At 70.2% G+C, this 25,619-nt stretch carries 22 protein-coding genes and 1 pseudogene; 10 read left to right on the forward strand and 13 right to left on the reverse strand.

Features of this window, described 5'->3' with window-relative positions; genetic code table 11:
- From ACIOKD_RS28215 to ACIOKD_RS28225, 3 genes are read left to right on the forward strand one after another with little or no spacing between them, the layout of a single operon-like run.
- Positions 1–990 (forward strand): carbohydrate ABC transporter permease, encoded by a 990-nt coding sequence (locus ACIOKD_RS28215; RefSeq protein WP_402089563.1) that lies wholly within the window; start codon positions 1–3, stop codon positions 988–990.
- Positions 983–1,882 carry a carbohydrate ABC transporter permease gene (locus ACIOKD_RS28220; RefSeq protein ID WP_402089565.1) on the forward strand — a complete coding sequence of 300 codons (900 nt, stop codon included), beginning with the start codon at positions 983–985 and terminating at the stop codon, positions 1,880–1,882. The genes ACIOKD_RS28215 and ACIOKD_RS28220 overlap by 8 nt, the downstream gene beginning before the upstream one ends.
- A gap of 47 nt (positions 1,883–1,929) precedes the next feature.
- Positions 1,930–3,288, forward strand: a complete 1,359-nt coding sequence (locus ACIOKD_RS28225; protein WP_402089567.1) for a GH1 family beta-glucosidase — start codon at positions 1,930–1,932, stop codon at positions 3,286–3,288.
- A gap of 45 nt (positions 3,289–3,333) precedes the next feature.
- Here the strand turns inward: ACIOKD_RS28225 and ACIOKD_RS28230 are convergent.
- A pseudogene (locus tag ACIOKD_RS28230) lies at positions 3,334–3,807 on the reverse strand (phosphotransferase); the annotation flags it as partial.
- Positions 3,808–3,993: 186 nt separating this feature from the next.
- Between ACIOKD_RS28230 and ACIOKD_RS28235 the strand changes: the two are divergent.
- From ACIOKD_RS28235 to ACIOKD_RS28250, 4 genes are all read left to right on the forward strand, one after another.
- Entirely contained in the window at positions 3,994–4,386 is a 393-nt protein-coding gene (locus ACIOKD_RS28235; RefSeq protein WP_402089569.1) for a hypothetical protein, read from the forward strand.
- Between the two features lie 126 nt (positions 4,387–4,512).
- Entirely contained in the window at positions 4,513–5,007 is a 495-nt protein-coding gene (locus tag ACIOKD_RS28240) for an FBP domain-containing protein (RefSeq protein ID WP_402089571.1), read from the forward strand.
- Positions 5,008–5,133: 126 nt separating this feature from the next.
- Positions 5,134–6,381, forward strand: coding sequence for an aromatic acid exporter family protein (locus ACIOKD_RS28245; protein WP_402089573.1), 1,248 nt, complete (start codon positions 5,134–5,136; stop codon positions 6,379–6,381).
- A 67-nt stretch (positions 6,382–6,448) separates the two neighbouring features.
- Positions 6,449–7,534 (forward strand): hypothetical protein, encoded by a 1,086-nt coding sequence (locus ACIOKD_RS28250; protein ID WP_402089575.1) that lies wholly within the window; start codon positions 6,449–6,451, stop codon positions 7,532–7,534.
- Positions 7,535–7,625: 91 nt separating this feature from the next.
- Here the strand turns inward: ACIOKD_RS28250 and ACIOKD_RS28255 are convergent, their stop codons facing one another.
- Positions 7,626–8,351, reverse strand: coding sequence for a DUF2470 domain-containing protein (locus tag ACIOKD_RS28255; protein ID WP_402089577.1), 726 nt, complete (start codon positions 8,349–8,351; stop codon positions 7,626–7,628).
- Positions 8,352–8,448: 97 nt separating this feature from the next.
- Positions 8,449–9,057, reverse strand: coding sequence for a TetR/AcrR family transcriptional regulator (locus ACIOKD_RS28260; RefSeq protein WP_402089579.1), 609 nt, complete (start codon positions 9,055–9,057; stop codon positions 8,449–8,451).
- A gap of 173 nt (positions 9,058–9,230) precedes the next feature.
- On the opposite strand from ACIOKD_RS28260, the gene ACIOKD_RS28265 reads away from it, so the two are divergent.
- Positions 9,231–10,781 (forward strand): cytochrome P450, encoded by a 1,551-nt coding sequence (locus ACIOKD_RS28265; protein WP_402089581.1) that lies wholly within the window; start codon positions 9,231–9,233, stop codon positions 10,779–10,781.
- On the opposite strand, the gene ACIOKD_RS28270 is transcribed toward ACIOKD_RS28265, so the two are convergent.
- The 10 genes from ACIOKD_RS28270 to ACIOKD_RS28315 form a co-directional block, all read right to left on the reverse strand.
- On the reverse strand, positions 10,749–11,606 hold the full coding sequence (locus ACIOKD_RS28270; RefSeq protein ID WP_402089583.1) for a pentapeptide repeat-containing protein: 858 nt from the start codon (positions 11,604–11,606) through the stop codon (positions 10,749–10,751). The genes ACIOKD_RS28265 and ACIOKD_RS28270 overlap by 33 nt on opposite strands.
- 155 nt (positions 11,607–11,761) lie before the next feature.
- A complete protein-coding gene (locus ACIOKD_RS28275; protein ID WP_402089585.1) occupies positions 11,762–12,538 on the reverse strand; it encodes an SDR family NAD(P)-dependent oxidoreductase in 777 nt (258 codons plus the stop codon).
- Between the two features lie 96 nt (positions 12,539–12,634).
- Positions 12,635–13,936, reverse strand: a complete 1,302-nt coding sequence (locus ACIOKD_RS28280; RefSeq protein ID WP_402089587.1) for an alpha/beta fold hydrolase — start codon at positions 13,934–13,936, stop codon at positions 12,635–12,637.
- Between the two features lie 179 nt (positions 13,937–14,115).
- Positions 14,116–15,141: a LacI family DNA-binding transcriptional regulator gene (locus ACIOKD_RS28285; RefSeq protein WP_402089589.1), complete on the reverse strand. Its 1,026-nt coding sequence runs from the start codon at positions 15,139–15,141 to the stop codon at positions 14,116–14,118.
- A 78-nt stretch (positions 15,142–15,219) separates the two neighbouring features.
- A complete protein-coding gene (locus ACIOKD_RS28290) occupies positions 15,220–16,641 on the reverse strand; it encodes a BNR repeat-containing protein (RefSeq protein ID WP_402089591.1) in 1,422 nt (473 codons plus the stop codon).
- A 120-nt stretch (positions 16,642–16,761) separates the two neighbouring features.
- A complete protein-coding gene (locus tag ACIOKD_RS28295) occupies positions 16,762–17,082 on the reverse strand; it encodes an L-rhamnose mutarotase (RefSeq protein WP_402089593.1) in 321 nt (106 codons plus the stop codon).
- A gap of 89 nt (positions 17,083–17,171) precedes the next feature.
- Complete coding sequence (rhaS, locus tag ACIOKD_RS28300; RefSeq protein ID WP_402089595.1) at positions 17,172–18,257, reverse strand: rhamnose ABC transporter substrate-binding protein; 1,086 nt, start codon at positions 18,255–18,257, stop codon at positions 17,172–17,174.
- A gap of 110 nt (positions 18,258–18,367) precedes the next feature.
- The gene (locus tag ACIOKD_RS28305; RefSeq protein WP_402089597.1) at positions 18,368–19,378 is read right to left on the reverse strand and encodes an ABC transporter permease; all 1,011 of its coding nucleotides are present in this window, start codon (positions 19,376–19,378) and stop codon (positions 18,368–18,370) included.
- A complete protein-coding gene (locus ACIOKD_RS28310; protein WP_402089599.1) occupies positions 19,371–20,411 on the reverse strand; it encodes an ABC transporter permease in 1,041 nt (346 codons plus the stop codon). Before ACIOKD_RS28310 ends, ACIOKD_RS28305 begins: the two co-directional genes overlap by 8 nt.
- Positions 20,408–21,925, reverse strand: coding sequence for a sugar ABC transporter ATP-binding protein (locus tag ACIOKD_RS28315; RefSeq protein WP_402089601.1), 1,518 nt, complete (start codon positions 21,923–21,925; stop codon positions 20,408–20,410). The genes ACIOKD_RS28310 and ACIOKD_RS28315 overlap by 4 nt, the downstream gene beginning before the upstream one ends.
- A 284-nt stretch (positions 21,926–22,209) precedes the next feature.
- Between ACIOKD_RS28315 and rhaI the strand changes: the two genes are divergently transcribed.
- The gene (gene rhaI, locus ACIOKD_RS28320; protein ID WP_402089603.1) at positions 22,210–23,370 is read left to right on the forward strand and encodes an L-rhamnose isomerase; all 1,161 of its coding nucleotides are present in this window, start codon (positions 22,210–22,212) and stop codon (positions 23,368–23,370) included.
- 175 nt (positions 23,371–23,545) lie between these two features.
- A complete protein-coding gene (locus ACIOKD_RS28325) occupies positions 23,546–25,597 on the forward strand; it encodes a bifunctional aldolase/short-chain dehydrogenase (RefSeq protein ID WP_402089607.1) in 2,052 nt (683 codons plus the stop codon).
- Positions 25,598–25,619: the final 22 nt, after the last annotated feature.

Genomic DNA, 25,619 nt, shown 5'->3' on the forward strand with positions numbered 1-25,619 from the left:
ATGACCGTGACCGCCGAACCCGCGGTCGGGAAGGAAGCACCGCCCGGTGCGACGGGGCCCGCCCCGCACCGTCGCACCGGGCGGGTACGCCGGATCGCCCTGCCGTATCTGCTCCTGTTGCCCGCCCTGCTGTTCGAACTCCTCGTCCATCTGGTGCCGATGGTGATCGGCGTCGTCATGAGCTTCAAGGAGCTCACGCAGTTCTACATCCGCGACTGGGGCGCCGCGCCCTGGGCCGGCTTCGACAACTACAGCCTGTCCGTGGACTTCGACGCGCCCATCGGCGAGGCGCTGCTCCACTCGTTCTTCGTGACCTGCGCGTTCACCGTCCTGTCCGTCGGCCTATGCTGGCTGCTGGGCACGACGGCCGCGGTGTACATGCAGGAGAACTTCCGCGGCCGGGGCTTCCTGCGGGCCGTCTTCCTCGTCCCGTACGCGCTTCCGGTGTACGCGGCCGTCATCACCTGGGCCTTCATGTTCCAGCGGGACAACGGCCTGGTGAACCACGTACTGCACGACCAGCTGGGCCTCACCGACAGCCCGTCCTTCTGGCTGATCGGCGACAACAGTTTCGTCGCGCTGCTCGTCGTCTCGGTGTGGAAGGGCTGGCCGTTCGCCTTCCTCATCGTGATGGCGGGCCTGCAGAACATCCCCAAGGAGCTGTACGAGGCGGCCTCGATCGACGGGGCCGGGATGCTCCAGCAGTTGCGCCGCATCACGCTGCCGTCGCTGCGGCCGGTCAACCAGGTGCTGGTCCTCGTGCTCTTCCTGTGGACGTTCAACGACTTCAACACGCCGTACGTGCTGTTCGGCAAGGCCGCCCCGGAGGCCGCCGACCTGATCTCGATCCACATCTACCAGTCGTCGTTCGTGACGTGGAACTTCGGGACGGGATCCGCGATGTCCGTGCTGCTTCTGCTGTTCCTGCTGGTCGTGACGGGCGTGTATCTCGTCCTGACCTCACGCGGACGGAGGGCGGCCGATGTCTAGGACCACTACGGCGGCCCGGCCCGGGAAGCCGGTAGGGGCGCGGCGCTCTCCGATGGCCGCGCCGCGCTCGTTCGTCTGGTCGCGCCGGATCTTCCTCACCCTGCTCACCGGTTTCGTCCTGCTGCCGGTGTACGTGATGCTCTCAAGCTCGCTGAAGCCGCTGGAGGACGTGTCGGGCGAGTTCCGCTGGGTGCCCAGCGGACTGACGATCCGCCCGTACATCGACATCTGGTCGACGGTCCCGCTGGCGAAGTACTTCGTCAACTCGCTGATCGTGGCGGGCGTGGCGACGGTCCTCTCGGTGGTGATCGCGATCTTCGCCGCGTACGGGGTGAGCCGTTACCGCTTCCGCGGGAAGCGCCTGTTCACCGTGACCGTACTGTCCACCCAGATGTTCCCCGGGATCCTGTTCCTGCTTCCGCTGTTCCTGATCTACGTGAACATCGGCAACGCCACCGGTATCGCGCTCTTCGGTTCGCGGATCGGTCTGATCCTCACCTACCTGACGTTCTCGCTGCCCTTCTCGATCTGGATGCTGATCGGGTACTTCGAGTCGGTGCCGCGCGACCTGGACGAGGCGGCGATGGTGGACGGCAACGGGCCGCTCGGCGCGCTCTTCAGGGTCGTCGTGCCCGCCGCGGTGCCGGGGATCGTCGCCGTCGCGGTGTACGCGTTCATGACGGCGTGGGGCGAGGTGCTGTTCGCGTCGGTGATGACCAACGACACCACCCGCACGCTCGCCGTGGGCCTGCAGGGCTACGCCACGCAGAACGACGTGTACTGGAACCAGGTCATGGCCGCCTCACTCGTGGTGAGCGTGCCCGTGGTCGCCGGGTTCCTGCTGCTCCAGCGCTATCTGGTCGCCGGACTCACCGCCGGGGCCGTCAAGTGACCACCGTCCGTCCCCCGTTCGACACCCCCCGTTCCGAGAGGACTTCTGTGACCATCGATCTCGCCGCACTCCCCCAGGACTTCGTGTGGGGCACGGCCACCTCGGCATACCAGATCGAAGGTGCCGTGGCCGAGGACGGCCGTTCGCCCTCCATCTGGGACACCTTCTCGCACACACCGGGGAAGGTGGACGGCGACGACCACGGGGATGTCGCCTGCGACCACTACCACCGGTGGCGCGAGGACATCGCCCTGATGAAGGAGCTGGGCACCAACGCGTACCGGCTGTCCATCGCCTGGCCACGGGTGGTGCCGGGCGGCGAAGGACCGGCGAACGCCAAGGGCCTGGACTTCTACGACTCGTTGATCGACGGTCTGCTGGAGGCCGGCATCACACCGTCGGTCACCCTGTACCACTGGGATCTCCCGCAGGTGCTCCAGGACCGGGGCGGCTGGACCGAGCGCGACACGGCACACCACCTGGCGGCGTACGCGACGGTCGTGGCCGAGCGCCTCGGCGACCGCGTCCAGCACTGGACGACCCTCAACGAACCCCTGTGCTCGGCGTGGATCGGTCACCTGGAGGGCCGGATGGCCCCGGGCCTGACCGACCTCACCGCGGCGGTCCGCGCGTCCTACCACCTGCTCCTCGGCCACGGCCTCGCCACCCAGGCGATCCGCGCCGCGGCCCCCGGCGCCCAGGTCGGCATCGTCAACAACCTGTCCTACATCGAGGCCGCCACCGAGCGCCCCGAGGACATCGCGGCGGCCCGGCGCATGGACGGGCACACCAACCGCTGGTGGCTCGACCCGGTCCACGGCCGCGGCTTCCCGGCGGACATGCGCGAGGTGTACGGAGTCGAACTCCCGGAGCAGCGAGGCGACTTGGCGGTCATGGCCCAGCCGCTGGACTGGCTGGGGCTCAACTACTACTTCCCGTCGGCCATCGCGGACGACCCGACGGGCCCTGCCCCGTACGCCGCTGCCGTCCGCCGTCACGGTGTGCCGCGCACGGCCATGGACTGGGAGATCGACGCGGCCGGCATCGAGAACCTGCTGCTGCGCCTCACGGACGAGTACGGCGCCCGGAAGCTGTACGTCACCGAGAACGGCTCCGCCTACCCGGACGTCGTACGCCCGGACGGCACGGTCGACGACCCCGAGCGCACCCGGTATCTCGAACAGCACCTGGCGGCCTGCGCCTCCGCGGCCCGCAAGGGGGCTCCGCTGGCGGGCTACTTCGCGTGGTCGCTGCTGGACAACTTCGAGTGGGCGTACGGCTACGACAAGCGGTTCGGCCTCGTCCACGTCGACTACCGGACGCAGCGGCGCACGGTGAAGGGGAGCGGGCGCCGGTACGCCGAGATCGTCCGGGAGCACGGCGCCGGGCAGCGCAAGGCTGCCTGACGCCTGACGCCTGACGCCTGACGCCTGACGCCTGACGCCTGACGCCTACCGGGGCAACTCGTGCAGTGCCACGTCGAGTTCCGGGGCCACGGTGTCCCGGAGCCAGGTGTCGTGCTCGTCCCCCATGTCCCGGGGGACCGTCTCGGTGAGCATGATCAGGTAGAGGTAGGAGCGGTAGAGGGCGAGACGGCGGCGGGCCGGATCGGTGAACCGGGGTCGCCCTCCGCCTTCCTGATGGCCCGCCAGAAACGCTACGTCCTTCTCGATGTCGTCGAGCAGCGCCAGGGACACGAAGTCCGCCAGGGGGTCGCCCCAGAACATACGCTCGCCGTCGATCAGCCCGCCGATCCGGGGCTCACCGCGGCCGGCGGGGCGTTCGACGAGGATGTTCCCCCGCCAGAGGTCGAAATGGACCAGCCGCGGGACGGTCACTTCGTCGAGGGCGCCGTACGCGGACGCGGCCGTACGGGCCACCTCGTCCAGCGGACGGGGCAGCAGCCAGGCCTCGTACCGCCGGGCCATGCGCCATCCTTCGCGCGCCTCAAAGATCGCGCAGTTCCCCGCGCCCCTGAAGGGCGCCTCGGCTTCGGCAGTCCTTCGTCCGCAGGGGGCGCGGGGAACGGTGCGGCCAGCCACGAACAACCCGCACCGACCCCGCAACGCCCACCCCCGCCCCCGTACAAGCGCACCGCATAAGCTCCCCGCATGGAACAGAGCGAGATCATCCTCCGAGCGATCGGCGTCCTGACCGAGACCCAGGAAATGGTGCGCAGGCTCAACGAGGACACCGAGATCGACATCGACGCCGGCGAGGCCCAGCTCGGCAGGCTCGTGACGGAGGTCTTCCCCTCGGTAGAGGTCCCCGGCGACGCGACCCCCGCCGAGGCGGGCCAGGCAGTCATCGACGCCCTGATGCCCGCGGCCATCTCCCTGGTCGGCGCCTTCGCCTTCCTGTTCTCGGAACTCGCCGACATCCACGACACGGAACGCACCGAGATCAAGAGCACCGATCTCCTGCGCACCCTCGCACTGCGCCTCTCCGACACGGACTCGACCGCCGGTCCCGACCCGGACCCGGACCTCGGCGGCGACGCGTAAAGCTCCCCATATCGCCCCCACAAAAACACATTGGCTCTCCCTGGATCGGCTACGTAGCCTAGGCCATAACCTAGTGACCCTAGGTTCAGCTTTCGCACCGCCCACGACCCGCCGGGAGAACCCGCCATGAAGCCGCTCACCGAGCAGGACATCCGCAGTTCGTTCGTCAACTGCTCCAAGGGAGAGGCCAAGCGCCTGTTCGTACCACACGATCTGGCGGACCGGCCGTGGGACGACCTGGACTTCCTGGGCTGGCGCGACCCCGGGGCGCCCGACCGCAGTCACCTGGTGACCGAGCGGTCGGGCCGCCCCGTCGGCGTGACCCTGCGCTTCCCTTCGCAGCAGCGCGGCTTCACGCACCGCAGCATGTGCTCGCTGTGCCTGACCACCCACCCGGGTAACGGTGTCTCCCTGATGACGGCCCGCAAAGTGGGTCCGGCCGGCCGCGAGGGCAACTCGGTCGGCGTCTACATCTGCGCCGACCTGGCCTGCTCCCTCTACGTACGCGGCAAGAAGCTGCCCGGACCCGGGGCGCGCTTCGAGGAGAGTCTCACCGTGGAGGAGCAGGTCGCCCGCATGAACGGCCATGTGTCGGCCTTCCTGGACCGCCTCCACTCCTGATCCACTCCTCATCCGCTCCTCATCCGCTCCCGAGGCGCCCCTGACCGACCGGACGGTGGGTGGCATCGGCGGAGCTGATCCTTCCGTTCGCGTTCGATGCGGCTGTCGAACGGGAAGTGGCCAAGGATGCGAGATGTACGTGAAGTGTGGGCCGCCGGTAGCGCCCAGGTGACGAAGTGGCGGCAGGAGCCCGTGATCGTCCAGACGGTCCGGGCGGCGGCCGCCGCGACCGTGGCCTACGTGGTCGCTCTGCGCTTCAGCCCCGAGGCCGCGCCGCTCACCGCTCCCCTGACCGCGCTCCTCGTCGTCCAGGTCACCCTCTACGCCACCCTCACCACCGGTATCCGGCGGGTGAACGCCGTGGTGGCCGGCGTCCTCGTCGCCATCGGTTTCAGCGCCCTGGTGGGGCTGACCTGGTGGAGTCTGGGACTGCTCATCCTGGCCGCGCTGGCCGTCGGGCACCTGGTGCGGGTCAGCGAGTTCGTGCCCGAGGTGGCGATCAGCGCCATGCTGGTCCTCGGCGTCACGCGGATCGGCGACACGGCCTGGGCCCGGATCCTGGAGACGGTGATCGGTGCCGTGGTGGGCCTCGGCTGCAATCTGCTGTTCGCTCCCCCGGTGTGGGTCGGCGCCGCCGGTGAGTCCATCGAGGATCTGGCGCGCCGGATGCGCCGGTTGATGCTGCGCGTCGGCGACGAGGCGGCCGGCCGCACACAGGTGGCCGTCGCGGCCGAGAGCCTCCACGAGGCTCGGCGGCTCGACCACGACATCGTCGACGTGGACGCGGCCCTCAAGCAGGCCGAGGACAGCCTGCGGCTCAATCCGCGTGTACGGGAGGGGCTGCTGCACCGGGTCGTCCTGCGCACGGGGCTCGACACACTGGAGATCTGCACGGTGGTCCTGCGGGTGCTCACCCGCACCCTCACCGACCTCGCCAAGGAACGCGCGCCCGAGCGGCTGTTCGAGTCGCGGATCGGGGAGGTGTTCGAGCAGCTCCTGTCCGAGGTCGGTGACGCCGTGGTCAGCTTCGCCGTGCTGGTCACCACCGACGTCAGCCGCAGTGCCGAATCGGCGGAGTCCCGGCTCGCCCACGAACTCACCGCCGCGACGGCCACCCGCGACAAGCTGGCCCAGCTCCTCCTGGAGGAGGTGCAGCGGGACGCGCGCCAGTGGCAGCTGTACGGCGCCGTGGTCACCGAGGTCACCCGGATCCTCGACGAACTCGACATGGAGCACCGTTCCCGCCGCCTGCTGGAGGAGCTGGACCGTTGTACGCGCGAACAGCGCGAGCGCATGCCCCGGCTGGACCGCCTGGGCCGACGTCTGCGCCGCTCGCGACGGAACCGCAAGGCCTCCTCAAGTCGTACTACGTGATGTACCGACACCGCCACGACAGGGCGACCTGCCCACGGGGCGGCACATGACGACAGAGGGAGTGCGGATGGCTGACGGCACCGTCCGGATCGACGGGAACTCACTGCTTGTGGCGGGTGTCGTGCGGGTCCGGTTCATCCGTACCCTGCGCCTGCCCGAGACGGGCACGCACGCGCTGCCCCCGGGGCTCGGCGAGTTCCCGCTGCGGCGCGTGGAGGACTACCCGGAGACGGTGCCCGCCGAGTGGCTGGCCCGCGGCGGAGTGATGCTGCCGGTCCATCTGCGCGAGGCGATGTGGCTGAGCTTCGGCGGCACGACCGAACCGGCGGCTTTGCAGGTGGGCGCGGGCAAGGTGTGCGCGGTGTCCGGCAAGCCGTGGAGTCCCCGGCCGGCCCGGGACCCGCAGAACTACGTGGTGCTGCCCCGCCAGCCGTGGCTCGACGGCATCAACTCCGGGAAGGGCACGGTCCGTCAGTTCGTGGCGGTGCCGCTCGGGCTGGGCGCCACGGTCGAGGGCCAGGTGACCGGCGAGGAGGTCTGGGGCGGCGTACAGCTGCAGTCGTTCCCGCTGACCGACGCCGCGCTGCACGCGTGGCACGAGGAACAGCGCCGGCTGGCGGAGGAGACGGCACGCAGGCAGGCCCTGATGGCGTCGGGCGGCTACGGCGCTCCGGCGCCCGTGTCCGCCCCGGGCGCCATGGCCGCGCCCGGCTCCATGCCGCAGCAGGGCGGTGCGATGCCGGCGGCCCCGGCGGCTGCGCCCCGCGCCTCGGGGGCGATGGGTCTGGGCGTCGGCGGTTCGATGCGCCAGGAGGTCTACAAGGACGACCGCCCGCTGTCGGACTGGTCGACCACCGCGTCCGGGCGGGTCTTCGTCCACCTCGTGACACCGCCTCAGTGGCGGCGCATCACGGGTGAGGCTCCCCCGCCGTCCCCCGTCGACCGCGCGGCCTACACCCGCGCGGGGCTGCCCTGGTTCGACTACTACGACCAGGACGCCACGGATCTCGACCCCACGGACGAACTCGGCGCGGTCAAGCCGGTCGGTGACTGGCTCGGCGACGACCACACTCCGTGGCAGCCGCCGTCGCCGGGCCAGGTGAAGCCGCTGGGAGACGCGCCGGGCGAACCGGTCGGTGACGGGGACTGGTGAGCCCGGCTCCGGTCCGCCGGAGGCACGTTCTCGTCACCCGTCACCCGTCACCCGTCACCTGTCGCCCGTCGCCCTCGGCTCGCCCTTCGGTTCACCCCTCGCTCTCCGTGCGCTGCCGCTGCAGCGCGCGCGGGCAGCTCGCGCCGCTCGCCTGCGTGAGCAGGACGTGCATGCGCTCGGTGAGCTGCCCGACGTCGTCCGCGGGCCGGTGGAAGGGCAGTCGTACGTCGCCGTGGCCGCGGACGCGCTCGATGCGCAGCGTCAGCCCGTGGCGGTCGACGGCGAGCGGCTGCACCCGAACGGCGCCGTGCAGGCAGTCCGGTTCGACGAGCCGGGTCAGCCGCTCGACGGCGTCCGGGTGCGAATCGGCGAGGTGGGTGAGCAGTTGGGCCTCCGCGAGGGCCAGTGGGTCGGGCTCGGCGGCGGCGTACTCGTCGAGGTCGACGACGACCGCGCCGCCGGACTCACGCAGCACGGCGCGGGTCGGGTGGAACGTCAGGTGCTCGTCCTCGGGCGCGAACCAGCCCGCCATCCACAGGCGCGAGCGGATACGGTCGCGTACCGGGACGGGCGCTACGTCGGCGAACTCCAGTACGGCGGACGGCTCTCCGCGTGGCGCGCAGATCGCGGCCGTGGTGAGCACGCTGTCGTCGGGCAGGTGCAGCAGCACCCTGCCGTCCTCCGCGACGGTGTGTACGCCGATGAACTCCTCCCGACCGCCTTCCGCGGTCACCGCGCAGGACCACGCCGCGGCGAGCACCGAGCGGGCACGTTGCGCCGTGGCCGGTGCGGCCGTCCAGCTGTGACGGTCACCCATCCCAAACCTCCCTTAGGTAAGCCTTGCCTAACCTACAGAAGATCGAGGTGTACGCCAACCACGCGGCGCCGCTCACGGCACCTTTGTGACGGGGAGTTCACGGACGGACGGCTCCGAGCAGAGCTCGCGCGCACACGTCGCGCACCTGTTCCCGGGAGAGATCCGGCTCCTTGAGCCACTCCAGACAGGCGGCCGCCATGAAGGCCAGCCAGCCCCGCACGGCGATCCGCAGGACCGGCAGATCCTCCTCGGTCCAGGCCGTCTCCGGGTCGGCCGCCAGCGCCTCCAGGATCTGCCGCTGCTGCGCGGCCAACGTCTCCCGGTACACCTTCCGGACGGCCTGGTCCCCCGCCGCCTCCGCGCGATGGAAGGCGCGGAAGCCGTGCGCGTGCTTCTGGACGTACTCCAGGAAGGTGTCGAGCCCGGCGTCGATCTGCGTACGCACGGGCACTCCGGGCACGGCGGCGGTGACCCGCAGCATGCGCCCGCTCTCCCGCTCGACGACGGCCGCGAAGAAGTCCCGCTTGGTCGGGAAGTAGTGGTAGAGCAACCCCCGTGACACACCGGCGAGTTCGGCGACCTGCTCGATCCAGACGTCGTCGTACGGACTCTCCGAGAACAGCCTCGCCCCGACCGTGAGCAGTTCCTCCCGGCGCTCCTCGGTACTGAGCCGACGACGCGTGCGCTCCCCCTCCTTGGCGGCCATGCCCGCACTTTACCCGGCCCGCCGACTCGACCGACATCTCACACGGTGCCTTGCACGGCGTCTTGCACAGCGTCTTACTTGACGTCGGTTCAACAGCGGTACCAGACTGGCGGACACTATTGAATCCGCGTACAACAAGCGCAACCGGCGGCCGGTGCAGGGGAGATGACGTGATGGCGGGCACGAGGGAGACCCGGTCGTCGAAGGGCGCGCCGAAAGGCGCGCTGCCGAAGGGGTTCCGCAGCGCGGAGCTGGGCTGGCCCGAACTGCGCCGCATCCCGCACCCGCCCTACCGGGTGCCGCTGATCGGTGACGCCGTCGGGACCAACCTCCGTACGCCGTTGCAGGATTCGCTGCGTGTCGGACGAAGGCTCGGGCCGATCTTCCGGCGCAAGGGGTTCGGCAAGGAGGTCGTCTTCGTCTGGGGCGCGGGGCTCACGGGTGAGCTGGCGGACGAGTCACGGTTCGCCAAGCATGTGGGGCTGGGGGTCGCCAACCTCCGGCCCGTCGCCGGGGACGGCCTCTTCACGGCGTACAACCACGAGCCCAACTGGCAGCTGGCGCACGACGTGCTGGTGCCCGGCTTCAGCCGCGAGGCCATGGAGGGCTACCACGCGATGATGCTGGGGGTCGCCTCCCGGCTCACCGACCGCTGGGACGGCGCACAGGCCGCGGGACGGGCCGTCGACGTGCCCGGCGACATGACGAAGCTGACGCTGGAGACGATCGCCCGCACCGGCTTCGGCCATGACTTCGACTCGTTCGAGCGGGCCCGGCCGCACCCCTTCGTCACGGCCATGGTGGGCGCCCTGTCGTACGCGCAGCGCCTCAATGTCGTCCCCCCGCCGGTGGCGCCGGTGCTGATGCGCACGGCCACCCGCCGCAACCGGGCCGACGTGGCGTACCTCAACCGCACGGTCGACGCCGTCGTCGAGACGCGGCTGCACGGGCCGGCCGGCGACGGCGATCTGCTGGACCGGATGCTGGAGACCGCCCATCCGGAGACCGGCGAGCGGCTGACGCCCGAGAACATCCGCCGACAGGTCATCACCTTCCTGATCGCCGGCCACGAGACGACGTCGGGCGCGCTCTCCTTCGCCCTGCACCATCTGGCGCGGCACCCCGGGATCGCCGCCCGCGCCCGTGCCGAGGTGGACCGCGTCTGGGGAGACACCCCGGAACCGGCCTACGACCAGGTCGCCAGGCTCCGGTACGTGCGGCGCGTGCTCGACGAGTCGCTGCGGCTGTGGCCGACGGCGCCCGCGTTCGCGCGCGAGGCCCGCGAGGACACGGTCCTGGGCGATGTCCATCCGATGCGCAGGGGCGCGTGGGCGCTGGTCCTGATGCCGCTGCTGCACCGCGATCCCGACGCGTGGGGCCCGGACGCGGAGAGGTTCGATCCGGACCGCTTCGAGCCGGGGGCGGTACGGGCCCGGCCCGCCCACACCTTCAAGCCGTTCGGCACCGGCGCCAGGGCGTGCATAGGGCGGCAGTTCGCACTGCACGAGGCGACCCTCGTCCTGGGGCTGCTCCTGCGCCGGTACGAGCTGCTGCCGGACCCCGCCTACCGGCTGCGGGTGGCGGAGCGGCTCACGCTGATGCCGGAGGGGCTGACACTGCGGCTCGGCCGCCGCTCCCCCGCGCCGCCCGGCGGGCCGGAGGTCTCCGGGGCCCGGGAGGCCCCGTCGGCGTCACGGTGTCCAGTGACCGGGGCGGGTGAATGACGCCGGAAGCCTGGTGCCCGCGCTGCCCTTGGCGGCGTTGAGCTGCGGCTGGGTGAGGAAGAGGGCGCCGGTCAGGTCGGCGTCCGTGAGGTCGGCGTCGCGCAGGTCGGCGCCGATCAGGTCGGCGGAGCGCAGATCGGCGCCCGTCAGGTCGGCGGCGATGAGGTAGGCACCGCGGAGGTTGGCGCCCCGTAGATCGGCACCCTTGAGCCGGGCCCCCATCAGGTCGGCGCCCCGGCGTTCCTTCCTCTTGTCCTTCTTGTTGTACTTGTCCCGGCAGAGACCGGCGCGGGTCAGCTCGCTGGCGCGCAGCAGCAGGACGTTGACGTCCTGGCGGACCGCCGTCACGTCCAGCTCGGCCAGTTCCTCCCGCTCCCGGCGGGTGAGCGCCTCGGCGCGGTCGAGCGCGCGGCGCAGTTCGGGGTGGACCGGGCGGGCCGCGGGCAGCTCCAGCGCCTGGGTGAGATACCAGAGCAGTTCCTGCAGTTGCCGTACGGCGTGAAACACGTCGAACATCAGCCGGGAGTGCTCCCTGCTTCCCGAGCGCCAGTCCTCGCCCCCGAAGGTGAGCTGCGAGACCTTCTGGCCGGCGCCGAAGCAGTCGTAGACCGTGCAGCCGTTGAAGCCCCGCTGCCGCAGCTCCGTGTGGATGCCGCAGCCGAAATCCGTCCGCAGGTTCCTGCAGGGGCTTCCGGCGGCCTTGTCGATCGCGAAGTCCGCCGAGGCGGCGAAGGGCAGCGCGACACAGCACAGCCCGAAGCACTGGGCACAGTCGGCTGTCAGGTCGGTGCGGGCGGGGGCCGCGCTGCCGGGTTCGTCTTGCATGTCCCCCAGCGTACGCAGGGCGCGCCCGTGGTGATCACCGCCCGACCGGTGGCCGCGGCGTGGGTGGCGGGGTCGGATCACGCGGCAGAGGTAGGCCGTCCTGCGCGCCCGCGGTTCAACTCTCCCTGGAATTTGTTCTGTTGTGTCGCCCGGTCTCAGGACATGTCACGGATCATCGCCAGGTTGCTCACCAGCAGGCCGCCGTCGACCGGCAGCGTCACTCCGGTGATCCAGGCCGCGTCCGCCGAGGCCAGGAAGGCGACGGCGGACGCGATGTCGGCGGGCTCGCCCACCCGTCCCAAGGGGTAGTGGGCGGCGGCCCGTACGAGGACCTCGGCCCGGTCGTCCCAGGCGTTGGTGCGGACGGTGCCGGGCTCGACGAGATTCACCCGGACACCCCGCGGGGCCGATTCGACGGCGACGGTACGGGTGAGCGAGGCCAGTGCCGCCTTCGCCGCGCTGTACGCGTGGGAGCCGAAGTGCTGCTCGGCGTTGACCGAACCGATGTTGACGATCGCCCCTCGCCCGCCCGCGGCCACCAGATGCGGCAGGGCCGCCCGGATGCAGCGGTACGCGCCGTGCAGGGTGATCTCGAAGTCCTCGTACCAGGGGCCGTCCTCGTGCTCCTCGAAGGAGGCGGGGTCGGTGTGGCACGCGTAGGCGTTGTTGACCAGCACGTCGAGGCGGCCGAAGGAGTCCACTGCCGTGGTGACCGCCCCTTCGACGGCGGCGGGGTCGGTCACGTCGCACGCGTACGACGCGGCCGTGCCGCCGCTGTCACGGATCGCGGCGGCCACCCGCTCGGCACGCGCCTTGTCCCGGTCCGTGACCAGCACGGACGCGCCCTCCTCGGCGAAGCGGTGTGCCGTTGCCTCGCCGATGCCCTGGCCCGCGGCTGTGATCAGGACTGCGTGATCGTTGAATCTCGTCATGGGATCAGACTAGGGAGCGGACGTGACCTGCGGGTCCGTTGTGGCTGGGCGCGCGGTTCCCCGCGCCCCCGGAGGGCGCCCCCCCTTGCGGGGCCTTCAGGCCTCGTCCCTCGCCAGGGACAGGAGGCGGTCCAGGACTCGGGGGCCGCCCGCTCGTACGCCGTCGTGCTCGAACTCGTTCGTGACGTACGTGCGCAGGCCGCGGATCGTGCCGGCCGTGCGCAGGGCGTGGTCCGTGTCGACGTACATGTCGTCGTGGTAGACGGCCGCGGCGACGGGGACCTCGTTGGCGGCGAGCCGGGCGGCGTCGTACAGGACGGGCCAGTCGGTGCGCTCGGCCAGGAGGTCCGCGGTCTCGCGCAGCGGGCGCAGGGCGGGGTCGCAGTCGAAGGTCCAGGGGTGGACGGACTCGCCGGTGAAGAGCACGGGACCGTCGCCCGCGAGGCTCTTGGCGGCGTCGAACTGGGGGAAGTCGGCGCGGACCCGCTCGGCGGACCAGGCGGTGGGGCGCTCGCCCTGTGCGTAGCAGGCCTCGTGGACCAGCGCGTACAGGGGATGTCCGGCGTAGGAGAGGAGGGGCCTGACCTCCTCCTGGAAGGCGTCGGAGAGGGCCGTGCCCTGGGCGGTGCGGACGAAGGCGTTCTCCAGGAGGTAGTGCAGCCGGTGGCTGCCCTCGCCGCCGCCGAGGAGGATGCCGAGCGACTGGAAGGCCTCGACGGTGAGCCGGTAGCCGCCGGGCAGGACGGGCTCGTTGAGCAGGACGTACTCGGCGATCCGCCGGGCCCGCTCGATGTCCTGGGGGTAACGCGCGTAGTGCGCGGCGACCTTGCGCTCGATACGCGGGTACGCGGCCCGGTAGACGTCGTCGGCGTGCCCGTCGAGGGTCGGGAGGCCGCCTGTGATCAGGGCCGTGCTGAGCCCCTCCGGCGCGGTGGAGAGGTAGTGGGTCGTGCAGAAGCCGCCGAAGCTCTGGCCGAGGACGGCCCAGGGGGCGCCGCCGGTGACGGCCGGGCGGATCGCCTCGCAGTCGCGAACGATGGAGTCGGCGCGGAACAGCGCGAGATGGTCGGCCTGTTCGCGGGGTCCGCCGCGCAGCGGGAGCGTCTGCCGGTTGGCGGGGGTGGAGCTGCCGGTGCCGCGCTGGTCGAGCAGCAGGACGCGGTACTCCTGCAGGGCGCGGCCCAGCCAGGCCTGCCTGCCGACGAAGCGGTTGGCGCCGAATCCGGGCCCTCCCTGGAGATACACCAGCCAGGGCAGGTCCTGGTCCGCCCGGTCACTCGCGACCACCTCACGGGCGTACAGCTCGATCGTCTCCCCGGTGGGGGCGTCGTGATCGAGGGGCACGGTGAACCGGCGGTCGCTGAGGACGACACCGGGCTGACGGTAACTGGCGCTCAAAAGGGGCTCCCGAGACGGACGGATTCCTGACCGCGAACCAGTTCAGCACAAGTTCTTCGGCGAGCCGAGGCCGGGGATCAAGAAATCCGTACTGACCGGCCGATCAGGCCGTGGAACACCTCGGGAACAGGAACGTACTGAACAACCGCTCAGCACCACCGCTCAGCCCGGAACACTCCTCAGCGCGGTGGGAGGCTGGAGCGCCGGACCACCAGTTCCGGCTGGAGGACCACGCGCCGGTGCTTGTGCGCGCCGGGGGCCGCGTCGGCCTCGGTCTCCTCCAGGAGCAGTTCCGCGGCGAGCGCGCCCATGGTCACGGCGGGCTGGCGCACCGAGGTCAGCGGGACGGCCGCCGCCGCGGCGAACTCGATGTCGTCGTAGCCGACGATCGCGAGGTCGTCCGGAACGCTCACCCCGGCCGCGAACATCGCCTGCAGCACACCGAGGGCGAGCAGGTCGTTGGCGCAGAAGACGGCGGTGGGACGGTCGGCGAGGCCGAGGAGCCGGGCTCCCGCGTCGCGGCCCGCGGCCACGTCGAGGCGCTCGGTGGGCAGTTCGCGCAGGCGTTCCGGGCCGAGTCCGGCCTCGGCGAGGGCGTTCATGGCGCCCGTGCGGCGGTCGGTGACCTGGGTGAGTCCGGGCGGGCCGCTCACGTACGCGATGGAGCGGTGGCCCGCGTCGATCAGGTGCCGTACGGCGAGTGCGCCGCCCGCGACGTCGTCGACGGACACCGAGCACTCGGTGGTGCCCTCGGCCACGCGGTCGACGAGGACGAAGGGGATGCCGTGCCGGCGGAACGCCTCTATGTTGCGCCCGGTCGCGTCGGCGGGGGTCAACAGGACGCCCCGGACGCGCTGTTCGGCGAAGAGCGACAGATAGTCGGCCTCTTCGCCGGCGCTCTGCGCGCTGTTGCAGACCATCACGCCGAGCCCGGTCTCGCGGGCCGCCCGCTCGGCGCCCCGCGCCACGTCCACGAAGAAGGGGTTGCCCATGTCCAGGACGAGGAGGCCCATGATCCGGCTCCGTCCGGCGCGCAACTGCCGGGCCGACTCGCTGCGGACATAGCCGAGCCGGTCGATGGCGGAGAGCACACGGGCACGGGTCTCGGAGGCGACCGTGTCCGGGCGGTTGATGACGTTCGAGACCGTGCCGACGGAGACTCCGGCGACTCGGGCGACGTCCTTGATACCCACCGACTGGGCCATCAGGCGGTTACCTCCATGGAACGGTGAGTGGTGGGCACGCAGTCACATTACCCGCGTGCCCACCCGGAACGGACTGCGTCACGCAGGCAGTCCGAAGTCGATGACACGCAGCGCCGAGGGCGTCGTACCGCTGGACCTGACCTGGTGAAGGAGGGACAGTACGCCGTCCTGGGCGATCCGCGTCTCGTCGACGAGGACCTCGCCGAAGGCGTCGAGTCCGCTGCCGTCGAACAGGGTCGTCCAGTCGGTGTGTCCGGAGGCGGCGGACGCGGCGGCGATGCGTCCGTACGGCAGGATCGCGTACGCGTTGTCGTACTTGTCGAGGACCAGCCTGGTGCGCTGGCTGGAGTTGAGGGCGACCGGTATCTCCGTCTTGCTCCAGGCTCCGGCGGCGGTCTTCCGTACGTGGAAGGCGCGCCCGTTGGCCGTCCGGTCGCCGACGTAGTTCGTGGTGCACTGGCCGAAGCGGCCGGGAACGTAACTGATGATCGCGTGCGGACGGCCGGCGGAGTCGGTGGCCTGGCTCTCCTGGTTCATCAGGGAGTGGTCCGGGTTGAGCGCGTCGATCACCAGGCCGCTGTCGGTGACGGCGACCGTGTTCGAGGTGCCGGTGGTGCCGACCACCGTACCGGCGTCGTTGCGCCAGGTGCGGCCGCGGTCGTCCGAGTAGACGTAACCCGTGTCGTGGTTGGTCAGGCCGCCGCTGTTGCACATCACCGCGCCGTTCTGCTCACGCCAGGTGAAGAAGGAGTGCAGCCGGCCGTTCCGGTCGTAGTCGATGCCGTGCAGGTACATGTTGCGGACGGTGCTGGACCCGTGCTCGCTCGTGTACGTGCCGGTGGAGCCGCTCCACTCGCCGAGGGCGGTCCAGGATGTGCCGTTGTACTCGGCGAGGGCGTTGCGGCCGTTGCCGGACACCCCGACGCGGTAGCTGAGCTGGAGCTTCCCGTCGGGCGTGGCGACGAACTGCGGATACGTGAACTGCGAGGTGAGGGCGAGCCCGTCGAGGGTGGACTGCGGCGCGCCGAAGCGGCTCGTGGTCCAGGTCTGTCCCGCGGGGTTGTCCATGAGCCCGGCCACCGACTTCACGTAGGTGAAGCCGTCGCTGTGGGAGTCCATGTGGAGGTGCAGGCGGCCGTCGGTCTTCGAGAGACCCATGGAGATGACGTTGTGGGAGTCGTCGTACCGCAGGGTGTGTCCGACCTTGACGGTCGACCAGGTGCTCGCGCCGAGCACGCGGCGGCCGATGACGGCGTTGCGGTCGGCGGTGTACCAGGCGGCGTACTGGTGGCCCTTGTAGGTGAGCAGGGCGTTCTTCTGGAACGAGTTGTTGTTGACCAAGCCGTCGTAGGAGACGAAGAAGATGGCCTGGCTGTCGAGTGTGGTGGTCCCGGTCCGGGTGACCGAGGGGCCGGGGGCTGCCGCCCTGGCCGTCCCGGCGAGAGCGGGTGCGGCCGCGGTGCCGAGCAGGGCGGTCGCCAGCAGGGTGCGTCTCTTCATGTTCGGGGCTCCTTGGTGTGTGGGGACGAGGAGAACGAGAACGAGCGAGGGAAGAGCACAGGGGTCGGGTCAGTGGGTAGGTGGGTCAGTGGGTAGGTGGATCAGTGGTTCGGCAGGGCTTCAGGCGAGGTGGAACACCTCGTTGAGCGGTTTCATGGCTTCGTCCGGTCTGGCGCCGTCCAGTGCTTCGAAGAACGGCGCCATCTCGGCCTGCCAGCGGGCGTTGACCCCGGTTGCCTCCATGCCCGCCTGCGCGGCCGCGAAGTCCTCGGTCTCCAAGTAGCCGACCAGCAGGCCGTCCTCGCGCAGGAAGAGCGAGTAGTTGTGCCAGCCGGTGGCCGAGAGCGCCTCTTGCATCTCGGGCCACACGGTGGCGTGTCTCTCGCGGTACTCGTCGAGCCGGTCCTCGCGGACCTTGAGCAGGAAACAGACGCGCTGCATGAAGTACCACTCCGGGGTCGTGGGGGGGGTAAGTGCCGTCGGCCGGGCCGCCCGCGACGCGGAGGGCGGCCCTGCTGTCGGCGCCTGTCTCAGAAGTCGAACTGGTCAATGTTCTTGGCGTTGAACACGGTCGGCTTGCCGAGGTTGATCACGCCGTCCTTGCCGATGGTGTACTCGCCCATGTCGCCGGCCTTGAAGGTCTCGCCCTCCTTGCCGGTGATCTGGCCGGAGACCAGCGCGACGGAGGTGCGGGCGGCCAGCTCGCCGAGCTTCGCCGGGTCCCACAGCTCGAACGCGTCGACGGTGCCGTTCTTGACGTACTTGCGCATGTCGTTCGGGGTGCCGAGGCCGGTCAGCTTGACCTTGCCCTTGTACTTGGAGCCCGACAGGTACTGGGCGGCGGCCTTGATGCCGACCGTGGTCGGGGAGATGATCCCCTTCAGCTTCGGGTACTCCTGGAGGAGGCCCTGGGTCTGCTGGAAGGACTGCTGGGCGTCGTCGTTGCCGTAGGCGGTCTTGACGAGCTTGATGTCCTTGTACTTCGGGTCCTTCAGCTCGTCCTTCATGAAGTCGATCCACGTGTTCTGGTTCGTCGCGGTCTGCGCGGCGGACAGGATCGCGATCTCACCCTTGTAGCCGATCTGCTCGGCGAGGAGCTGCACCTCGGTGCGGCCCAGGTCCTCGGCGCTGGCCTGCGAGACGAAGGCGTTGCGGCAGTCGGTCTTGGTGTCCGAGTCGTAGGTGACGACCTTGATGTCGTTCTTCATGGCCTGCTTGAGCGAGGTGCACAGCGCGCCCGGGTCCTGCGCGGAGACGGCGATGGCGTCGACCTGCTGCTGGGTGAGCGTGTTGACGTAGGAGACCTGGCCGGCGGTGTCGGTGCCGCTGTTGGTGCCGACCTCCTTGTACTTCGAGCCCAGCTCGGTGAGGGCCTTCTCGCCACCCTTGTCGGAGGAGGTGAAGTACGGGTTGTTGACCTGCTTGGGCAGGAAGCCGACGGTCAGGCCCTTCTTGGTGGCCGCGTTCGGGTCGGCCTTGCCGGCCGCCGCGTTCGAGCCGCCCTCGTCCTTGACGTCGTCCTTGGAGGTCCCCCCACCGCAGGCGGTGAGGGCCAGGGCCAGAGAGGTGGTGGCGGCGAGAACCGCACAGGCTCGACGGAGGGATGACTTGCGCATGATGGGTCCTTTACAGAGTTGAAGTACGGCGCGCCCGCCTTCAGGGGCGCGAGGAACTGCGCGACCAGCCACAACGGCCCCGCAGCCGACGAACTGCCGAACCAGCGGAGCTACCCAGTGGAACTTCGCGCCGCCCGGCGCCCCGCCCGCGCGATGGAGACCTGCCGCGCGACCCGCGGCCCGAGCACGGACAGCACCAGCAGAACGCCGGTGACGACGATCTGCGACTGCGCCGAGACATCCTGCAGACTCATGACGTTCTGCAGCGCACCGAGCAGGAAGACACCCGCGATCGCCCCACCGAGCGTGCCCTTGCCGCCGTCGAAGTCGATCCCGCCCAGCAGCACGGCGGCCACGACGGACAGTTCGAGCCCCGTGGCGTTGTCGTACCGGGCGCTGGCGTAGTGCAGCGCCCAGAAGATGCCGGTCAGCGAGGCCATCAGCCCGGTCACGGTGAACAGGATCAGCTTCTGCCGCTTGACGCGGATGCCGGCGAACCTCGCCGCCTCCTCGTTGGCGCCGACCGCGAACAGGGATCGCCCGAACGGGGTGGCGTGCAGCGCGACCACGGCGATCGCGAGCAGCACCAGGAAGGGGAGGAGCGCGTACGGGATGAAGGTGTCCCCGAGGCGGCCGGCCGCGAAGTCCAGGTACTGGGTGGGGAAGTCGGTCACCGCGTCGGAGCCGAGCACGATCTGCGCGATGCCCCGGTAGGCGGCGAGGGTGCCGATGGTGACGGCGAGGGACGGCAGACCCAGGCGGGTCACCAGCAGCCCGTTGATCAGCCCGCACACCACTCCGAGGAGCAGGCAGATCGGGATGATCGTCTCGATCGTCATGCCCTGGTTCCACAGGGCACCCATCACGGCGCCGGACAGACCGGCCGTGGAGGCCACCGAGAGGTCGATCTCGCCGGACACCACGAGCATGGTCATCGGCAGGGCGATCAGCGCGATGGGCAGCGTGTTGCCGATGAGGAACGACAGGTTGAGCGCGTTGCCGAAGCCGTCCACGGTGGTGAAGGAGAGCAACAGGACGACGATCAGGAGGGCGCCCACCGCGGAATCCCACCTTTTCAGGGCGGACCAGCGGACGGCGCGCGTGAGAGCGGAGTCAGCCATGGCGGGCGTTCCTCTTCTTCAGTGCGGTCGCCACGCGCAGGGCGACGATCCGGTCGACCGCGATGGCGAGGATGAGCAGGATGCCGTTGATGGCGAGCACCCAGACGGAGCTGACACCGAGGGCGGGCAGCACGCTGTTGATGGAGGTGAGGAGCAGTGCGCCGAGGGCCGCTCCGTAGACGCTGCCGGAGCCGCCGGTGAAGACGACGCCACCGACCACGACCGCGCTGACGACGGTGAGTTCGTAGCCGTTGCCGGTTCCGGAGTCGACGTTGCCGAACCGGGCGAGGTACAGGGCGCCGGCGAGGCCCGCGAGGGCTCCGCAGAAGGTGTACGCGGCGAGGATCCGCTTGCGTACGGGGATGCCGGCGAGGCGGGCGGCCTCCGGGTTGGAGCCGAGCGCGTACAGCTCACGGCCGCTGCCGAAGTGCTTGAGGTAGTACGCCGTGGCGATCAGTACCGCCAGCGCGATCAGCGCCAGGTACGGCACGGCGGAGATGCCGCCGGAGCCGAAGTCGATGAAGTCGTCGGGCAGGCCGGCCGCGGTGATCTGCCGGGAGCCGACCCAGATGGAGTCGATGCCCCGGATGATGTAGAGCGTGCCGAGGGTGACGACGAGCGCGGGCACCTGGCCGAGGCTGACGAGCAGTCCGTTGACGAGGCCGCAGCCGACGCCGAGCAGGACCGCGAGGACCACCGCGACGACCGAGTTGCCGCCGCCCTCCAGGTAGGTGCCGGCGGCGAAGGCGCTGATGCCGAGCGTCGAGCCGACGGACAGGTCGACGTTGCGGGTGATGACGACCAGCGACTGGCCGGTGGCGACCAGCACGAGGATGGTCGCGTTCAGGAGGAGGTCCTTGATGCCCTGCTCGGACAGGAAGTCGCTGTTGCCGATCTGGGTGATGACGATCATCACCAGGAAGACCAGCAGGATGGCGAGTTCACGCATCTTGAAGACGCGGTCCACCAGCCGGGTGCCGCTGGACTTCTGCACCTCGGCGGCGGGGGCGGGGTTGGGAGCGGTGACCGTCACGCGGCTGCCCTCCCGGTGGCTGCGGCCATCACGGTTTCCTCGGTGGCGTCGGTACGTGCGATCTCGGCGGTGAGCCGGCCCTCGTGCATGACGAGGACCCGGTCGGCCATGCCGAGGATCTCGGGCAGGTCGGAGGAGATCATCAGGACGGCGACCCCGTCGGCGGCCAGCTGGCTGAGCAGCCGGTGCACCTCGGCCTTCGTACCGACGTCGATGCCGCGGGTCGGCTCGTCGACGATCAGCACCTTCGGGCCGGTGGCCAGCCACTTGGCGAGGACGACCTTCTGCTGGTTGCCGCCGGACAGGGTGTTGACGGTGTCGGCGATCCGGGCGTACTTGACCTGGAGCTTGACGGCCCAGTCGAGGGAGCGGCTGCGCTCGGCGCCGCGGTCCATCAGTCCCGCTTTCACGGTCTTGCGCAGTCCGGTGAGGCCGATGTTGCGCTCGATGGACATGTCCATCACCAGGCCCTGGGCGCGGCGGTCCTCGGGGACGAGGGCGAGACCCGCGGCCATGGCCGTGGAGGGCGCGCCGTTCGTCAGCTTCTTCCCGTCGAGCTCGACCTCTCCGGCGTCCCAGCGGTCGACGCCGAAGACGGCCCGGGCGACCTCCGTGCGCCCGGCGCCGACGAGTCCGGCGAGGCCGACGATCTCGCCGCGGCGGACGTCGAAGGAGACGTCGGTGAAGACACCCTCGCGGGTCAGGCGCCGCACGCTCAGCGCGACCTCGCCCGCCTTGACGTCCTGCTTGGGGTACAGCTCGTCGAGGTCGCGGCCGACCATACGGCGGACGAGATCCTCCTCGGTCATGCCGTCGATCGGTTCGCTGGAGATCAGGGCACCGTCGCGCAGGGTCGTGACCCGCTTGCAGATCTGGAAGATCTCCTCCAGGCGGTGCGAGATGAACAGCACGGCCGAGCCCTGCTCGCGCAGCGCCCGGACGACTCCGAAGAGGCGGGCCACCTCGCTGCCGGTGAGTGCGGCGGTCGGCTCGTCCATGATCAGGACGCGGGCGTCGAAGGAGAGCGCCTTGGCGATCTCGACGATCTGCTGGTCCGCGATGGACAGGCCGCGTGCCGGGCGGTCGGGGTCGAGCTCGACGCCGAGACGCTTCATGAGGGCCAGGGTCGCGGCGTGCGTGGCCTTGTGGTCGATCCGGCCGAGGGCCCGCCGGGGCTGGCGCCCCATGAAGATGTTCTCGGCGATCGAGAGGTCGGGAAAGAGAGTCGGCTCCTGATAGATCACCGCGATACCCGCGTCGCGGGCGTCGGCGGGACCGTGGAAGAGGGTGGGCTCGCCGTCCAGGAGCACCTGACCGGCGTCCGGTCGGTGCACGCCGGCGAGCGTCTTGATGAGGGTCGACTTGCCCGCGCCGTTCTCTCCGGCGAGTGCGTGCACTTCGCCGGGGAAGAGTTCCAGGGACACGTCCCGCAGGGCGCGTACGGCGCCGAAGGACTTCGAGATGTCCTTGAGTGCCAGCACGGGGGCCGGATCCGCGTCGGACCGGTGGGTCATGAGGGGCTCCTCAACGACGCGGGCGATGCGGCCTCACGACGTCGTGAAAGGTTTCAACTAGGTTGCCGGGACGTTAGACATGTAGCCCAGGTCACGTCAATGGGTACAGGCCGAAATTTTCGATAGCCAAAGGTCACAACCGAGTCACGGCAAGGCGTACGCGCCGCAGGGGTTGACAGCCCTTCGGGGGGCTCATAACTTCTGCCTTCTGAATCGTTTCAGAGCCATGGTGTTCAGAAGCCGTTCGGAACCGATGCCACAACGGAAGTCACAGGAGCCCCGAAGTGACCGAGCTCGCCGCGGTGAAGGCCGCCCTCAAGACCCAGGCAGTAGAGACGCCGTCGTGGGCGTACGGGAACTCGGGAACCCGCTTCAAGGTGTTCGCGCAGCCAGGGGTCCCCCGCAATCCTTTCGAAAAGCTGGACGACGCGGCGAAGGTGCACGAGTTCACGGGGGCCGCGCCCACCGTGGCGATGCACATCCCCTGGGACCGGGTCGAGGACTACGCGGCGCTGGCCAAGCACGCCGAGGAGCGCGGCCTGACCCTCGGCGCGATCAACTCCAACACCTTCCAGGACGACGACTACAAGCTGGGCAGCGTCTGCCACCCGGACGCCGCGGTGCGCAGGAAGGCCGTGGGCCATCTGCTCGAATGCGTGGACATCATGGACGCCACGGGTTCGAAGGACCTGAAGCTGTGGTTCGCGGACGGCACGAACTATCCCGGCCAGGACGACATCCGCGAGCGCCAGGACCGGCTCTCCGAGGCTCTTGCCCAGGTGTACGAGCGTCTCGGTGACGACCAGCGGATGCTCCTTGAGTACAAGTTCTTCGAGCCGGCCTTCTACGCGACCGACGTGCCGGACTGGGGCACGGCGTACGCCCACTGCCTGAAGCTCGGCCCCAAGGCGCAGGTCGTCGTCGACACGGGCCACCACGCGCCCGGCACCAACATCGAGTTCATCGTCGCCACGCTGCTGCGGGAGGGGAAGCTCGGAGCGTTCGACTTCAACTCGCGGTTCTACGCGGACGACGACCTGATGGTGGGCTCGGCCGACCCCTTCCAGCTGTTCCGGATCATGTACGAGGTCATCCGGGGTGGCGGGTTCACGGCGGACGTGGCGTTCATGCTCGACCAGTGCCACAACATCGAGGCGAAGATCCCGGCGATCATCCGGTCCGTGATGAACGTGCAGGAGGCCACGGCCAAGGCGCTGCTCGTCGACCGGGACGCGTTGGCCGCCGCGCAGCGGGCCGGTGACGTGCTGGCCGCCAACGCCGTGCTGATGGACGCGTACAACACGGATGTGCGGCCGTTGGTCGCGGAGGTTCGGGAGGAGCTCGGGCTCGACCCCGATCCGATCGCGGCGTATCACCGGTCCGGGTGGGCGGAGAAGATCGCCGCGGAGCGGGTGGGTGGGCAGCAGGCCGGTTGGGGCGCCTGACCCCGGCTCCCCCTCGGCCTCGGCGGTCCGCTCGCCGTGGGACCGGAGGCCGGTGGCCGACTGCGGGTCGCTCGTGGCTGGTCGCGCCCCGCGGCGGAGCCGCAGATCGACACAGCCCCGCGCCCCTTGCGGGGCTTTCCCCTCTCTTCTCTCTTCTTCTTTAAGGAACTGGAACATGGCAACCCATCCCCGTCCCCATCCTGAAGCCGCTGCTCTGCTCGGGCGGTCCAATCGGCTCGGTGCTGATCCTCGTAACACCAACTACGCGGGTGGGAACACGTCCGCGAAGGGCACCGGGGCCGACCCTGTGACCGGCGGGGACGTCGAGTTGATGTGGGTCAAGGGGTCCGGCGGTGACCTGGGCACCCTGACCGAGGGCGGGCTCGCCGTGCTGCGGCTCGACCGGCTGCTGGCGCTGAAGGACGTGTACCCGGGCGTCGAGCGCGAGGACGAGATGGTCGCCGCCTTCGACTACTGCCTGCACGGGAAGGGCGGGGCGGCGCCGTCGATCGACACGGCCATGCACGGGCTGGTCGACGCGGCCCACGTCGATCACCTGCATCCCGACTCCGGGATCGCGCTCGCCTGCGCCGCCGACGGCGAGAAGCTGACCGCCGAGTGTTTCGGGGACAGTGTCGTGTGGGTGCCGTGGCGGCGGCCCGGTTTCCAGCTGGGGCTGGACATCGCCGCGGTCAAGGAGGCCAACCCGCAGGCCGTCGGCTGTGTCCTCGGCGGACACGGCATCACCGCCTGGGGCGACACCGCCGAGGAGTGCGAGCGCAACTCGCTGCACATCATCCGCACCGCCGAGGAGTTCCTCGTCGAGCGCGGGAAGGCCGAGCCCTTCGGTCCCGTCCTGGAGGGGTACGCGGCCCTCGGTGACGCCGAGCGGCGGGAGCGGGCCGCCGCCCTCGCGCCCGTGATCCGGTCGCTGGCCTCGCAGGACCGCCCCCAGGTCGGCCACTTCACCGACTCCGAGGTCGTCCTCGACTTCCTGGCGAGCGCCGAGCACCCCCGCCTCGCCGCCCTCGGCACCTCGTGCCCGGACCACTTCCTGCGTACGAAGGTCAGGCCGCTCGTCCTCGACCTGCCGCCGACGTCCTCCCTCGACGAGGCGGTCGCACGGCTGAAGGAACTGCACGCCGAGTACCGCGAGGAGTACGCGGCCTACTACGGGCGGCACGCCGACGCCGACTCCCCCGCGATGCGCGGCGCGGACCCGGCGATCGTGCTGGTCCCCGGCGTCGGCATGTTCTCCTTCGGCAAGGACAAGCAGACCGCACGCGTGGCCGGCGAATTCTACGTCAACGCGATCAACGTGATGCGCGGCGCGGAGGCCGTCTCGACGTACGCGCCGATCGAGGAGTCCGAGAAGTTCCGCATCGAGTACTGGGCCCTTGAGGAAGCCAAGCTTCAGCGGATGCCCGAGCCGAAGCCGCTCGCCACCCGGGTCGCGCTCGTGACCGGCGCCGGCAGCGGTATCGGCAAGGCGATCGCCGAGCGGCTCGTCGCCGAGGGCGCCTGTGTCGTGATCGCGGACCTCAACGCGGAGAACGCGGCCGAGGTCGCCACCGCGCTCGGCGGTCCCGACAAGGCCGTCGCCGTGGCCGTCGACGTGACCTCCGAGGAGCAGATCGCCGAGGCCTTCAAGGCGGCGGTCCTCGCCTTCGGCGGTGTCGACCTGGTCGTGAACAACGCCGGCATCTCCATCTCGAAGCCGCTCCTGGAGACCACGGCGAAGGACTGGGACCTCCAGCACGACATCATGGCCCGCGGTTCCTTCCTCGTCTCGCGCGAGGCGGCCCGGGTGATGATCGCGCAGGAGCTGGGCGGCGACGTCATCTACATCGCGTCCAAGAACGCGGTCTTCGCGGGCCCGAACAACATCGCCTACTCGGCGACCAAGGCCGACCAGGCCCACCAGGTCCGTCTCCTCGCCGCCGAACTGGGCGAGCACGGCATCCGGGTCAACGGCGTCAACCCCGACGGCGTCGTCCGCGGCTCGGGGATCTTCGCCGGCGGCTGGGGCGCCCAGCGCGCGGCCACCTACGGCATCGAGGAGGAGAAGCTCGGCGAGTTCTACGCCCAGCGGACCATCCTCAAGCGCGAGGTCCTTCCCGAGCACGTCGCGAACGCCGTCTTCGCCCTCACGGGCGGCGACCTCACGCACACCACCGGTCTGCACGTCCCGGTCGACGCCGGCGTCGCCGCCGCGTTCCTCCGATGACGGACCGCACTCGGGAATCGGC

Origin of the sequence: Streptomyces sp. NPDC087844 (assembly GCF_044742785.1) — a bacterium.
Classification (GTDB): Bacteria; Actinomycetota; Actinomycetes; order Streptomycetales; family Streptomycetaceae; genus Streptomyces.

Excerpts from the sequence above, each read along its gene's own strand:
- ACIOKD_RS28215 (WP_402089563.1), top strand. The coding sequence starts at position 1 with ATGACCGTGACCGCCGAACCCGCGGTCGGGAAGGAAGCACCGCCCGGT.
- ACIOKD_RS28220 (WP_402089565.1), top strand. The coding sequence starts at position 983 with ATGTCTAGGACCACTACGGCGGCCCGGCCCGGGAAGCCGGTAGGGGCG.
- ACIOKD_RS28235 (WP_402089569.1), top strand. The coding sequence starts at position 3,994 with ATGGAACAGAGCGAGATCATCCTCCGAGCGATCGGCGTCCTGACCGAG.
- ACIOKD_RS28240 (WP_402089571.1), top strand. The coding sequence starts at position 4,513 with ATGAAGCCGCTCACCGAGCAGGACATCCGCAGTTCGTTCGTCAACTGC.
- ACIOKD_RS28245 (WP_402089573.1), top strand. The coding sequence starts at position 5,134 with ATGCGAGATGTACGTGAAGTGTGGGCCGCCGGTAGCGCCCAGGTGACG.
- ACIOKD_RS28250 (WP_402089575.1), top strand. The coding sequence starts at position 6,449 with ATGGCTGACGGCACCGTCCGGATCGACGGGAACTCACTGCTTGTGGCG.
- ACIOKD_RS28255 (WP_402089577.1), bottom strand. The coding sequence starts at position 8,351 with ATGGGTGACCGTCACAGCTGGACGGCCGCACCGGCCACGGCGCAACGT.
- ACIOKD_RS28260 (WP_402089579.1), bottom strand. The coding sequence starts at position 9,057 with ATGGCCGCCAAGGAGGGGGAGCGCACGCGTCGTCGGCTCAGTACCGAG.
- ACIOKD_RS28265 (WP_402089581.1), top strand. The coding sequence starts at position 9,231 with ATGGCGGGCACGAGGGAGACCCGGTCGTCGAAGGGCGCGCCGAAAGGC.
- ACIOKD_RS28270 (WP_402089583.1), bottom strand. The coding sequence starts at position 11,606 with ATGCAAGACGAACCCGGCAGCGCGGCCCCCGCCCGCACCGACCTGACA.
- ACIOKD_RS28275 (WP_402089585.1), bottom strand. The coding sequence starts at position 12,538 with ATGACGAGATTCAACGATCACGCAGTCCTGATCACAGCCGCGGGCCAG.
- ACIOKD_RS28285 (WP_402089589.1), bottom strand. The coding sequence starts at position 15,141 with ATGGCCCAGTCGGTGGGTATCAAGGACGTCGCCCGAGTCGCCGGAGTC.
- ACIOKD_RS28290 (WP_402089591.1), bottom strand. The coding sequence starts at position 16,641 with ATGAAGAGACGCACCCTGCTGGCGACCGCCCTGCTCGGCACCGCGGCC.
- ACIOKD_RS28295 (WP_402089593.1), bottom strand. The coding sequence starts at position 17,082 with ATGCAGCGCGTCTGTTTCCTGCTCAAGGTCCGCGAGGACCGGCTCGAC.
- rhaS (WP_402089595.1), bottom strand. The coding sequence starts at position 18,257 with ATGCGCAAGTCATCCCTCCGTCGAGCCTGTGCGGTTCTCGCCGCCACC.
- ACIOKD_RS28305 (WP_402089597.1), bottom strand. The coding sequence starts at position 19,378 with ATGGCTGACTCCGCTCTCACGCGCGCCGTCCGCTGGTCCGCCCTGAAA.
- ACIOKD_RS28315 (WP_402089601.1), bottom strand. The coding sequence starts at position 21,925 with ATGACCCACCGGTCCGACGCGGATCCGGCCCCCGTGCTGGCACTCAAG.
- ACIOKD_RS28325 (WP_402089607.1), top strand. The coding sequence starts at position 23,546 with ATGGCAACCCATCCCCGTCCCCATCCTGAAGCCGCTGCTCTGCTCGGG.